The sequence below is a fragment of the Maribacter aestuarii genome, from assembly GCF_027474845.2.
GTDB lineage: Bacteria > Bacteroidota > Bacteroidia > Flavobacteriales > Flavobacteriaceae > Maribacter > Maribacter aestuarii.
Genome location: NZ_CP107031.2, coordinates 278,396 through 292,157 on the forward strand (window position 1 = coordinate 278,396; position 13,762 = coordinate 292,157).

A 13,762-nucleotide genomic window follows, 5' to 3' on the forward strand; every position below is an offset into this window, starting at 1 on the left:
CAACAAGTATTACAAGTAGCATTAAAACTTTATAAAATTTAAAAAACCTCGTCATCTTAAATTTTTCTCTTTCAACTGAATTCTTATTTCCATTACCTCTCCTGTTCTTCTAAATACCTTTTTACTGGTCTTTTTATCTAATTCCAGTTTTTGGAAAACGGTTGTACTGCTGTCGTTAAACTTTACCAATACTTCTTCCTTATCCGCTAGTTCATAAACCATTGGGATTTGACAAAAAGTAAAACAAAGGCTTCCCTTTTCTAGATGAATCGTTTGTTCTTTTTGATTTATATCTACATATTCAAAATCTTTAGAATCAAGTAAAAACTCATCCTTTCTAAGCATGACAGGATGAAAGGTAAGTTGACCGTTTCGTAGAAATACCCCAAGCTCCCCGAACCTACTAATGATATCCTCTTTTACCTGCCCTGTCATTCCCGGCTGCTGCGCACCTTTACCGCCTGGCGTATGTGAATAGGGGTCGGTTGGAAAAGCTCCATATAACGATGGGGATTTGTGTACCCCAATTCCTTCATTGATTTCATAGTAATGGGCCAACAAGCGGCCCACAACTTCAGCTCCTGCATCTCCCTGTATAGCGTCCAAACAGCATTCTTGCACTGCTAACTGAAGTTTAGAAACCATATGCCAATAAATGGAACCTAGGCCCTCATACCCGTAAAATGTTCCGGACCTGCCCGTGAACGCCTTATGATTGAAGACTTCTTCAAAAGCTTTAAATAGCACATCGCGCTCTTTCTTCACTAAAGCTTCGTACTTGGAACCCTTCAAGTCGTCCAAAGCATTCTCTAAACTACCGGCATTATTAAAGTTCCCGTTAAAGTGAACCTTACCTTCTACATCCTTTTTTACGATTTTAGCGTTGTTATCTCCAATCAAAACCTTTATCAATTCGGATTTTGCTACTACTTTCTCGGGAATCGTATTTTTTTGGGTAAAACGGTTTAATTGTTTATTGGGATATAAGAGATAACTGTATTGATCTTCCCTGAACAGCGCACTATCTTTTAATCCGTCTAAAACTTTTAACGACTGACTGGGTGAAAGATAACCGCTACTTAAAACGGCTACTTGCCCCTCTAGCATCTCCTCCAAATAAGAAATACCTACTTCTTTATCATTTTTGACGGTCATTAGATTATAGGCGTGGTACATATGATCACCTCGTTTATTTGCATCTATGGACTGTTCGAGGTAGCTAATAGCAGTTTTCAAGAAGCTCTTGATTTCCTGCAATGAAATTTGCTTCTTTTTTCCCGAAAAGGATTTATCATAAATGCTATTCCTGAATTCGTTTCCTGCTTCACCTAGACCATCCATTACCTTTTTCCGATCCGAATCTAATATATCATCGTTTAATATTCCTTTTGACGAATCGAGTGTTTTTTTGACAGCATTGAAGAATAGGACCATTTCTTCAGAGACATTAATATTTGTAACCGATTGATGTTCCAATATTCCATTGAAAAAGGTTAGAAAGCGTCTCAGATAATATAGCGTGACCATGGACACCCCGTTACCCACTAGGGCATTATTGGCATCGTTCCACTCCGGCCGTTGCGTATTCATCCATATACCGCCCTCGGGGATAAAATTGGACATTTTGGATAGCACGGTCGCTAATATCTTCTCTATAAAGTTGACTTTAAATATAGAATTGTCAATTGCTCCCAACAGCGCGCCATCGGCACCCAATTTTTCCCGTTCCACTCGAATCTTATGGTCCAACGACTCATCGAACTCGATGGTATCCTTTGGGTTTCTGAGAATCTCGTTATAGCTTTTAATTTTATAGGGCACGTTGGCATACACAAAAATGTCCTGATTAAAGTAGGTGGCCAATTTACCAGGGGTCTCTTTCTCGATAAATTCTAAAAACTTCAATAGGTAAATAATCTGGTGATCCCCCCAATAGCCGATATAGGACCAAGGGTCATCTTCCTCAATGGCTTCCCAATCGAACCCATCCTTCGTTACCCGGTATGGATTATACCCATCGAACGTGGACGCGTTGAGAAATTTATGAATCATGCTTTCGGTAAACTCTGGAAAGGAATAGGACAAGGCCTCCCAATTCTGAAAAATATCGCGCCAGTTTCCTTCATAATCCAACACCTTTGAACCGTCCTCCTCATTCCTTGTATTGATGGAGAAACGATTCCACGGCCTACTTGGATCGCCATGACGGCGACTGAATTTCAATGGCATGTACTCAATGGAAAGACGTTTAAAATTACTGTCGGTTACTTCATCTGTAAGTTTCCTCAAATGACTCAAAGAAAAGGTATCCGGTAATTGTTCGATTACAGAGGCACACGCTTCAAAAGTTTGTTTATTTGCTTTTTGCAAATAATTCTTAAAATCCCATTTTTCAATTTGATAGTTATTATCAAAGATTCCACCTCTCATAATATTAAAGAGCGTATTGGAAAAATGACGATTATCCCTAAAATTATCGGCAGTCGATTGCAAACCGTCGGCCGCAGCAGTAAGCTGTATTAAATTTTTTGTCCCTTCATGAATATCCTGCAATACTTTCTTTTCAAAATCTGAATCATTTTGCAATGAAGCAGTAATGGCCGCCACATTGGAATGGTCCTGATCGATGTTAGCTACAATCATCCATTCCTTCTCTTCGGATTCAGACAGGGTAATGGTCGTATTCACAAAATAAGCCCCCTTTTCTGCCCTGACATCAGTTTCCTGCTCTAGATTTTTACCCTTTCGAAAATCCGCTAGTTGTAGTGAAGAAACCAGGTGCTTCTTGTTCCCTAAGCCCAGTGCGTACACTATAGTAGCTTTTAAGGCCTCACTAGGCTCGGCCTTATCAACGATAATGGCACTCAAGGCATATATTCCCAAACCACTTTTCGCTTCCAGCTCGTTCTTCTTATAGGCATCCACCAGATTACTGGATTGGTTCTGAATCGTACTTCCTACACCGAAAGGAACAATGTTCTGGATTCCATCTAAAAAAGAAACCTCAAGACTTTTTTCAGCGTGATTGATCAGACGCGATTTTTTGACAAAACCATAGGCATCACTATTGTTCCATTGATACCTGAAGGTTAGACCCAAATCCTCATTTACTTCTTCGAATATTATCCGGTTACCGTAGCTATTTTTGTAAAGATTATTTTGTGTATTGTAAATGCCCTTATTTCTAATAGAAAATGGTTCCCATAGACTTTTCCGTTCCCCATCATCTACAATAAAAATACTTTTACTCCCCGTGATTTCAGAAGATTCGGTAATTTTATCATCTGTATAGTATGGGAAAAGTGCATGTTCCGCATTCTTGCGCCCAGCTGATAACCCCCCGTTACTAGAGATAAACATCCAATGATCTGAATCACTTACAATGCTCATGAAAAATGAACGCATGGCGTCATAATTGGAAATCTTGTAGTAATTTTCGTTGTCGAACGTTACCAATTCTCCTTTGATTTCCTTTTGTGAAGTAGTTAATCTAGAATTACCTATGAATAATTTATTTTCGGACATTAAATTTTATGGTATTATGGAATGGATTGACAAAATTAAGCGTTTTGCCAATCTATAAATTATTTTAATAATTCCTCCTCTATTCCAAAATTAAATCATCTAAATAATAGGTTTCCGACGTACTTGTTGGATCATTTCCTGAATCAAAATCAGGTATTATAACAATAGTGTTATAAATATTTGGATCAAAACTACCTGGAACTACAGCTCCAAAATCAAAAGTTAACTCCACCCATTCATTCGCATTGGTTACTGTTTGTTGTAAGCTATAATTTGGAATGCCTGAATCCGTCGGTCTTCTTTGCAGTTCGAACTGAAATACTGCATTTGGTTTTGTAGAGTACACCTTGACCTTAAATGTTCTGGTCGTTGTCAAATCTAATGGTGAAGCAAAAACATTTTCCATACCTCCATAAAATTCTGTTCCTGCAGGTTTGTTGAAAGTATATACATTTGCTGATGTATTAATACCTCCTGATACCGGATTCGCGGTAATAGAACCACTAACGCTTGCAGATTCAAAAACAGCACTGAATTCTTCTCCATTTTCAAAATCTGCAGGTAAAGAAGAAAATGCAGCGACACCGCCTGTACCACCTTCACCAGAGGTGTCACAAGTAGCATCAAAAGGTACCATGGAGAGATTTCCTGGAGCATTCAAACTCCAATTTCCGCCAAAAGAAACCTTGCTCCATAAAATGTTGAACTCAACATTAGCCGGTGCACCTCCTCCATAAAAGAATTCTCCAGCCCAAACTCCTGGTGACACTTCTGCAGGTGCGGATGAAATTCCAGGAACCGGGTTCCAATCCCCGGCGGGGAAAACTAAGGTGTCGACAGGGTCTCCATCAGCTGATTCAATTTCTATACGCATGGTTTGTGCATCGACATTGAATACCGATAAAAGAATATCCGAACCGGCATCACCACCAAACGCCTGTACCTGAGTAAGACAGAATGGACTTTTTGTACCTCCAGAACCTCCACCATCGGCAGTGTAGAAAATTACGTTGTCCACGAAGATGTTAGCCTCTACGCCATCACCCAAAACGTCAAAGATGATCTGGTTGATCGTTGGGTTGTCCGGTAACGGTCCTTCACTTCCGAGTGAGGGTACCAAGTCCGCAAGGGCCACGTCTATGTTGGTCCATTGGCCACCTGTCAGGTTGACCTCTACGTCCTCCCGGGAAACGGGATCGGTAAAGGAAATGAGACCGGCCCTGAACGAAATATCCTCGGCCACCCAAATATCCATACTGAAGTTGGTCCTTCCATCAAAACCTGTATCGTTCTGTAGCCCAACAAAATTGGTATTGGCATAACTCCACACGTCATCGCCGACAACTTGAATCTCGGTGAACGTGGCACCGCCATCGTTTCCAAATGCCCTGGCGTTCGTACCTGCCACATTGGTATACACATTGCTGAACACCGAAGTAACGTCTGCAGCATCTTGGGTCGGTGCCGGTGCGGCCGTGGTTGGTTCCGTGGCCATGCCACCACCATCATCAGTATAGAAAATTACGTTGTCCACGAAGATGTTAGCCTCTACGCCATCACCCAAAACGTCAAAGATGATCTGGTTGATCGTTGGGTTGTCCGGTAACGGTCCTTCACTTCCGAGTGAGGGTACCAAGTCCGCAAGGGCCACGTCTATGTTGGTCCATTGGCCACCTGTCAGGTTGACCTCTACGTCCTCCCGGGAAACGGGATCGGTAAAGGAAATGAGACCGGCCCTGAACGAAATATCCTCGGCCACCCAAATATCCATACTGAAGTTGGTCCTTCCATCAAAACCTGTATCGTTCTGTAGCCCAACAAAATTGGTATTGGCATAACTCCACACGTCATCGCCGACAACTTGAATCTCGGTGAACGTGGCACCGCCATCGTTTCCAAATGCCCTGGCGTTCGTACCTGCCACATTGGTATACACATTGCTGAACACCGAAGTAACGTCTGCAGCATCTTGGGTCGGTGCCGGTGCGGCAGTGGTTGGTTCCGTGGCCATGCCACCACCATCATCCTGGGTTTGAGCAATATTATCTACATAGAAAGTGCCCTCAACTCCTGGGTCGGCATTGAACCCTATAAACAATACCATGCCATTATATTGGCCAACTGGAACCAACGCCTGGCCATTTTGGGGATCATCTTGAATAAAACTGGCGACTCCATTAGTTGCAAAGTCAAAACTTAAGGTTTCCCAACCTGAACCGGTATGGGTAGTTAAAACCTCTACATCCCGCGCTCCGGCAGCACCGTCCTCAAACTTGACCAAAACATCGATTGCTATTGATGCGAATAACTCCAGTTGAATTGTCTTATTATCACCGCTGAAGTCCACAGCAGTTCCTAACGGGAATTGTACATTTTGGAATTGACCACCACCGGTTTCCATTTGTCCAACATTTGTGTCATTTCCATTACCGGTTTCAGGGTTTGCCACTACTGAGAAGCCGATGTTATCACCCACAATGTCACCGTAAGCCACATTGGTACCATCAAAATCAATGGGCAACAGGACATCTTCTGGAATAGTTACCGTTATTTCACTTTGGAAAGTATCGGTAGAACCAGCTAAATTCCTAACTTCAAGACTAACCGTATACGTGCCTGTTGCAAATGTTCTAATCGGATTTATCTCGGTGGAAGTCTCCCCATTTCCAAAATCCCATTTGTAGGAATTGGCCTCTTCTGAAGTATTGATGAAAGTGACCGTACCGGAGGTCGAGTTTAACGTATAGGTAAAATCAGCAATGACCTGTGGTAAGACTACATCATCCTCATCGCAACCTTGAAAGGAGATTATCAACAAAAGTATTGTAATAAGCTTGGCTTTTTTTAATAATTGTTCCATTAGTATTTTATTTGTTTTTAGTTGAGTTCGTTATAATCATATACCCTCACATAGTCTACTACCATTGTCTGAGGAAAAACTGTTTCTGCATTAGGTGGACCTACGAAAGTTCCGCCAACAGCAAGATTCATTAGAATAAAGAATGGCTTATCAAATACCCAGTCACCTGTAACATCTTCGGGAGTTATTTGGTTGTAGAGTACATCGTCCACATAAAAGTTGACATATTCTGGTCCCCATTCTACGCCAAAGATGTGAAAACCAGTATCGAAGCGATCATTCTCCAATATATATTCTTTAGATATAGCGTTGCCTCCATTATATCCAGGACCATGAACACTTCCAATCAAAACCGAAGGGTTTTGCCCACGATATTCCATAATATCTATTTCACCTGCTCCTGGCCATGGATTCTCGTCAATATCCGCACCCAGCATCCAAAATGCTGGCCAAATACCCTGCCCATAAGGCAATCTTATTCTTGCCTCAAAACGACCGTAACGTTGTTCAAACTTATCCTTTGTAATCAATCTTGCCGAAGTAAAATTTGAACCTTCGAAAGATTCTTGTTGAGCAGTAATTAGTAGTTTTCCGTTCTGGACAGTTACGTTTTCACGCCTATCCGTGTAATACTGTAGCTCATTGTTGCCCCAACCGTTCTCACCTGTTCCAATGTCATATCCCCAAACCGATGCATTCACCGGACCATCAACATCAAACTCTTCAGCTAAGACTAATTCCGTAAATGTGGTGACCGTCTGAGTGTCTTCCGTTTCACAGCTAGCTAGAAACAGGACCATTAAGCTCAAAATTGTATTCCTATATTGTGTCATATTTTTTCTATTCATCTTACTTTATACTTAATAAGGCAATTATTCCTGGTAGAAATATATATTGTCCAAAATGAAATTTGGGCCATCGGTTATTATTAAAGCTCCAATATTATTTTTCTGAGTAGCAATATCACCATCAAGAGGGATATCAAAAGAGACCCACTGTCCTGGTATTAAACCAGTGGCAGTAAACCTTTTATCCTTATCATCTACAATAGGATTACCAGTAGCGGGATCAGTTTCCAATATTTGGTTTGCACCAACATCCCTTATTTGAATGCCAACTTCAACACCTGCTTCTTGAACATATACATCAACATGTAAAAAGGTTAGCTCAGAGGCGTCTACTGTATTTCCAAAAACAATTCCGGTAAAATTATTATTAGAATAAATTAATACATCGTCTCCATTTGACGAGGAAATAGATGCCTCTGTAGTCGAACCTCCAAAATCAGGGGCAATATTAATTTCAGTTTCTTTTGCATATGCATCACTGAATATTGATTTCACATTGGCCTGTGGTCGGGTTGGTGTTGGAGCAGAAGCAAGACTTCCACCTGCGATAATGGTCAATGAACCTTGTGCCAATACTCCACCTAACAACGCTGTTATTTCTGCTGTACCCTCACCAACAACTGATACTTCACCCAGTTCATTTACCCTAGCCACCTCATTGTCAGAAGATTGAAAACTAAAGTAAGATGGAGCAGCATTCACTGTTCTGTTCTCTCCTGACTCTAAATTAAACGTTTGTGTCAAACCACTTATAGTTAAGCTAGAGCCTGTGAACGTTTGTTCTGTAACATCTTGGCCAAGAAACATTGCAGGCCTAGGTTGCGCAACCGTACCCAGTTTTTCAAATTTAATTTCGTCAAACCATAGTACATAACCGCCTTCATCACCTTGAAAAGAGGCGCCCTCTGCCAACCAAAACAACCCTACTTCGTTAGTGAGCATGGAAGCATCAGGAATTGGAACCACATATTTTTGCCATCTGGTACTGACACCTAAATTACTCAGTGATACTTGAAACTTGTTATTGGTATTTCCATCGATACCAAATCCTATCTCATTTATAGTTGCAGCTTGAGAGGCCTTTGCATAAAATGTAAGCGCATCAAAACCTGAGAGATTCCTATTGGCCGTAGTATTAAATGTAGCTCCAACGAACCCATTTCCAAAAGCCGGAACATCAAATCGCATGGCTGCATCCCCTTCAAATACTTCCTCTGTTTCTAGACTAAAGGCTTCAGGGTCCGCACCAGCGTCTACAAACGGAAAGTAATTTAATCCTGCCGAAAATGCATCTAAAAAAACATCACCATTGGGTGGGAATTCCGCAAACTCTACATCATCAGAAAAATCTCTTTCGCAACCGGAAAAAACAGCAATTACCAAGCTTAAAAGAACAATAAAGCGTAAGTTGATACAATTTATATTTTTCATTTTCTTATCTTTTTATTTCCCAATATTGATATGTACATAAGTCATTATTTCCCACTCACTACCATTACCAAAACCAACGGGACTTATAATAGGTTCTGTAGCAAATTCTAAAGCATTATTTGGAAGATATCTTGGTGAAAACTCATTTAATGAACGCCATGTTCCTCGAATACCTACCTGAGTACTAGGTAAGATGAACCAATCCGGTTTACCAAGTGTGGTGGATATATCCAACATCAATTGTACAGGATATGTCAAATTGAAATCTCTATGATAGTCATAGGGTCCCCAATCGTTGATTTTTTGTGTATACTGGAGTTTGTACTTCTTATAAATCATTCTAATATCCCCGCCAAAGCGCCTTATCAATCGATCACTGTCCCCATTGGCTTGACCATTTCCGTAATAAAAATTTCCTATCAGACCTAAATCTCGACGAGGTTTAGTAACCATTCTTGAATGTACTTCCCAGAGGTCTTCTGCGGGAGCGGAATTTGGAAATGCAAAAAAGGTACGATTTGCCAAGAATCCAATGGCGGCATCTTGAGCCGTGGGAAGGTGTCTATAGACAAATCCTAAATTCATGGCGAACTTTGCATCTTCAGATCTATCGTTATCCCACTCGTACATCCATGTACCAGGGGTTGGATCAAGGGTCAGCAATATTTCACCTCCAACAGTTTCACGGTTTGCCCTCACAGAAAATGGGTCGTCAATAATATTTCTTAAACGTCCTGGGCCTTCAACATCATTAGGTATAGCGTCTACTAATGGTTTTTGCCATAAAAAATTTGGTGCAATTTGAAAATTCCCCGTGGAATATGTAAAACCGGACAATATGTTCATTTGATTGCCACTTCCTGTATCTTTCAATTTCCATCCCGTAAAGGTCAGTGTTTGGTCCGCACCACCATTAGCAATAAGACCCATGGCCGCTGCTTGTCCATACCAATTGAATTTACCCCCTTCGTAAGTAATTTTCACTTTACCTCCCCAATTGTCCGTTGATTGTATTTTATCTTCAAAAACAACATAATCGCCTGGGGTCCCCCGGACATCTTGAAAGGCGATACCGTTCAATGGACTTCCACTCCAAATACCCCCGAGAGCAATTTCAAATTTTCCAAACTCCCTTGCTATAGCCAAAGAAGCCCTTTCCGTAGGCCATGGTGGTATTACCCCACTGCGTGTTTGGTTCACGTCTAAAACTCGTCTTCCATTGTCATCCAAAACAACATCCCTTTCAAAATCTCTATGATAAATACCTGTTACCCCAAGCTTACCAAAATGGGTGTTATATTTAAAGAGGATCGTAGGATTAGCTCCCCACCACAACTGTGGGCCAATAGCTGCTTTTAAACCTTTCAAAGGTCCTTTGCCATCAACCTCCATCCCTAAAATCTCACCATTGTAAATATCAAGATTGGGCCCATAATTCGCCTCCGGATAAAAACCGAAGAAATCGCCTTCGTAACCCCAATGATAGTGACCTGTCCTGTAAAATCCCCTTAAGTCGAATTCTTTGGCGTTCCACTCAAATTCCGCTTGATAAATCCGTATTCTATTTACATCTTGAACAAGCACGTTTCCCTGATCAGTATTCACCTCAATAGGACGAGAATTGTTTTCATAAAAAATTTCATTGATAGGGTTTTGAGCCACGTTCCCTACAATATTGACGTTGACCTCCGCCCTCATGTTGGGTGCGGGGTTTCCCTCAATCCCAACGAAATAAGATTCCATGTGATCAAAACCCAATTCATTTGGAAACGTGTTAGGATCATCTGGGTCCGCATTATCTGGTGTGGTAATAAGATTACCACCTGTACTAAAAGTTGACAGCCTAGCTTGAAGATTACTGATTCGTAATAAGTTACTCTTCTCCGAAGTTAATGCAGCTTTATCACCGCGCGCCTTTAGAACAGCTTCCGTTAAACTTATATTATCAAAGTAATTTGTGATGAAATCTATATCAACACCGTCAGCATAAGGGTCCAATTGATGTGCCTCCTTTAGTGCGTAATAAGCGGCGCGTGGATATAAATCATAAAGACCACGCTCATTCGTTTGGCCTTTGGCCGTAATTCCAAACCACTCCTCGTTCATATTATTAGCACCCTCAGATGCCAAATCTCTAGTGTAGCCTCCATTAGACCAAGAGGCATTGTTGTCGTGTACGTCGGCGTTCTTTCTATCGTCAAAACCAAACTTCCACCAACCGTCGCTAAATTGAAAAGTAAATCCTCCAATAGAGTTGTTCGCTAAACCCAAACCTGCTGCATTCTTATAAATTTCTTCCCAATTACCAACCATATAAAAGGCCTGTGAATATTGATCTTCCTTGTTATCAACGGCGTTAAAGGCATCTGCACCAAATTCGGTAAACATTACAGGAATGTTCAACTTCTCTTTTACAACTTGGAACATATCGCCGAAGGAAACTCCCCTGTAGGTATTGGTTCCATAAATATCAACATCGGTGCACTCCTCCGCAATTATATCTATAAACAGTAAATCACCATTGCAGATAGCTACTGGATGGGAGGTATCCACAGACTTCATGATTTTTGCCGCTTCGTTCATTAAACGATACATAGGTCTACCCCTTTGTTCTCCAATGAATTTTTTTTCCTCCTCGTCATCAGGAAAATCTTCGGTTTCAGCTCCTGCCCAAAAAAGTCCGTAGTTGTTCTCGTTGCCTAATAAATACATTAGTAAACCTGGAGTATCCTTATAGTCCTTTGCGAGTTTATCTACTTCAGATAAAAGAAATTCTTGCGTTCGAGGGTTAGAGTAATCGGTAATTTCAACCCAAACCCCGTCAATTGTAAGACCGTAGCGCCCAAAAGAATGGTTTAACATAGTATAAATACCATAGTTTTCGTAAATGTATTTTATCCATCTAGCCGGTACGCCTGTGTACTGTCGTATGGTATTGACCCCCATGTTTTTGAGGAGCGACATCTCTGTATCCAAGCCAGCCTTAATGACGTCGTCCGACTTATTCCAAAAATCAGCATTCACGGTATTAGTTCCGATAGGAATATAATCCCAGTTCATACCGTTAATCATAAAATTTTTACCGTCCACAATTAGACGTTGTCCATCTGCACCATTTGATACTGAAACTTCATCTGATTGCGCAAAAAGCGAACTAATAAAGAGGATGAAAACGAGATTGAGCAGTGTTTTTTGGATGCTATTCATTTTATCATTTTTTGTAAAACCTTTAATAAAAACAAGTATAATAAAGGTTATTGATAATTATAAGGTTTGTAAATTATGTAATTGATAATTTGCTCGCAATTTTGTTCAAGATTAATTCTATAAAATAGTGTTATGAAATAGAAAGATTAAACAAAATTATCGGCCAAGGAATTCGAATTTAAATTGTATCCTTCTGTATGGAAAATTGAAATGTAGAAATAGAAAAAAGCTCCAATAAAAATATTAGTGTGCCATTAGGCTGGAATTCTTTTTAGGATTGCTAAAAAAAAATATATCCGTAAGGAAAAGTAAATATCGCTTTCTAGCATTTTACAATCCATTTACAAAATCTTCTTGAGACGGTGTTCAATAAAAAGGTAATTTGAGAACGAAATCCACTTTTCCATATTGTAGGGCTGACAGGATTTAGATATTACACACATTAACACTCATTGAAAACATAGCTTAGCTATAAAAAAAGTAAAGCTCTTGTTTTCTTAAGAAAGTAAACTCTCTATAGAAACAAAAGCCTTAATAATATCGGGGTGACAGGATTTGAACCTGCGACCACTCGACCCTCAGCCGAGTGTGCTACCCGACTGTCCAACTTCAGGAATTTGGGTTTCCAAAATAGACAAGCAAGCATATAAACTATTGTTGGAGTGTACTCCAAATTATGATGTTCGAATGTACAAAATCAAAAAACCAGCTTAAACAGCTGGTTTTTTATAATAAGTTAAGAAAATCAGTAAGTAATGGTGCCCTCGGCATTATGCTGGGCTACTCCTGAGTCAAAAACCCCGTTATCCATTTCCATCCTTCCGGTTGCCCCTTCAAAACGACCGGTGCCGCCAACGAAATCAAAACCTCCAACGTAGGTCCCCGAAGAATAAGTCCCATCAATTACGGATTCTGGAGTAAACGTAATAAAAACCTCTGAAGAGGTAAATATTTTATCCCCATTGGCAACAACTATAAAGTCCTCACTTGTTTGAACAGCCTCCGATTCTGAGGTGAAATAAAAATTTGTAGTAGTGCCTTCTCCAGTGTATTTGCCTCCATGGGAAATGTTTCCAGAAAAACTATTCCCAACAAGTACACCGTCTTCGAATCTATCGAATCCCATGAAACTGTTTTTAATAGGTCGGGGCTTTTTAGCTTTTGCAGTCGTACTTGTAAAATCGGTCAATCCGTCCTCACTTATAGCTTCCGTGGAACAAGAAACCACCGCTAAAATAAATGTGGCTAAAACGGATAATTTAAAAATTGCCTTCATGCCATTGTTACGTTTTGTTTTCATAATTATAAATTTAATGGGTTACACGATTAAATAAATTAATATGCTGGTACAGTTGCCTTGTAGCAGCTAATTTGGGAGGAACTTCACTAACCAGTGAGCTTTAGCAATGAGGGGGATTTTAAATAATTATGGGGAAATTTCTGAAGTAGGGAGAATTAGATTGTAAATATTATCTTCAGTAGATAAAAGATAATCTATTTAGAAAGGCGATTTCATTTAAAAGGACGAATAAGCAGTTTTACTGTCCGAAAGGACCGATTTAATTATCAAGGATTAATAATCAAGTAGATAAATGAAAAATAATCTTATTAATTGGTATGAATACATAAAGGATTTACTCGAATTACAACCTAAATCCAAGAACCTGAAAAATAGATATGGCAACAAGATTTTCCAGTTAGACTAAATGGATTCCTTAATTATAGATAGAACTTATTCAATGATTTTCTGAGAGTCTCGCCCCATGTAAATCTTTATTGCTTCTTTGAGGTTTTAGCATAAGTACCTGTTTTCTCAGCCAACCATCCATCATGAACCCATTTGGTAACATAGTAATTCATATTAAAAAATATTTGCGGAATAAAAGCTCAA

General features: G+C 40.0%; 6 protein-coding genes. All 6 read right to left on the reverse strand.

Features of this window, described 5'->3' with window-relative positions; translation table 11 throughout:
• Window positions 1–51: 51 nt before the first annotated feature.
• The gene (locus N8A89_RS01215) at window positions 52–3,525 is read right to left on the reverse strand and encodes a hypothetical protein (RefSeq protein WP_289644734.1); all 3,474 of its coding nucleotides are present in this window, start codon (window positions 3,523–3,525) and stop codon (window positions 52–54) included.
• Window positions 3,526–3,604: 79 nt separating this feature from the next.
• Window positions 3,605–6,385: a PKD domain-containing protein gene (locus N8A89_RS01220; RefSeq protein ID WP_281540625.1), complete on the reverse strand. Its 2,781-nt coding sequence runs from the start codon at window positions 6,383–6,385 to the stop codon at window positions 3,605–3,607.
• A 17-nt stretch (window positions 6,386–6,402) separates the two neighbouring features.
• Entirely contained in the window at window positions 6,403–7,233 is an 831-nt protein-coding gene (locus N8A89_RS01225) for a glycoside hydrolase family 16 protein (RefSeq protein ID WP_281540626.1), read from the reverse strand.
• Window positions 7,234–7,257: 24 nt separating this feature from the next.
• The gene (locus tag N8A89_RS01230; RefSeq protein WP_281540627.1) at window positions 7,258–8,664 is read right to left on the reverse strand and encodes an Ig-like domain-containing protein; all 1,407 of its coding nucleotides are present in this window, start codon (window positions 8,662–8,664) and stop codon (window positions 7,258–7,260) included.
• Window positions 8,665–8,676: 12 nt separating this feature from the next.
• Entirely contained in the window at window positions 8,677–11,871 is a 3,195-nt protein-coding gene (locus tag N8A89_RS01235; RefSeq protein ID WP_289644735.1) for a glycoside hydrolase 5 family protein, read from the reverse strand.
• A 745-nt stretch (window positions 11,872–12,616) separates the two neighbouring features.
• Window positions 12,617–13,171: a hypothetical protein gene (locus N8A89_RS01240; protein ID WP_281540630.1), complete on the reverse strand. Its 555-nt coding sequence runs from the start codon at window positions 13,169–13,171 to the stop codon at window positions 12,617–12,619.
• Window positions 13,172–13,762: the final 591 nt, after the last annotated feature.

Bases quoted from the DNA above. Each gene is read 5' to 3' on its own strand.
- N8A89_RS01240 (WP_281540630.1), bottom strand. From the start codon at position 13,171: ATGAAAACAAAACGTAACAATGGCATGAAGGCAATTTTTAAATTATCC.
- N8A89_RS01235 (WP_289644735.1), bottom strand. From the start codon at position 11,871: ATGAATAGCATCCAAAAAACACTGCTCAATCTCGTTTTCATCCTCTTT.
- N8A89_RS01225 (WP_281540626.1), bottom strand. From the start codon at position 7,233: ATGAATAGAAAAAATATGACACAATATAGGAATACAATTTTGAGCTTA.
- N8A89_RS01220 (WP_281540625.1), bottom strand. From the start codon at position 6,385: ATGGAACAATTATTAAAAAAAGCCAAGCTTATTACAATACTTTTGTTG.
- N8A89_RS01230 (WP_281540627.1), bottom strand. From the start codon at position 8,664: ATGAAAAATATAAATTGTATCAACTTACGCTTTATTGTTCTTTTAAGC.
- N8A89_RS01215 (WP_289644734.1), bottom strand. From the start codon at position 3,525: ATGTCCGAAAATAAATTATTCATAGGTAATTCTAGATTAACTACTTCA.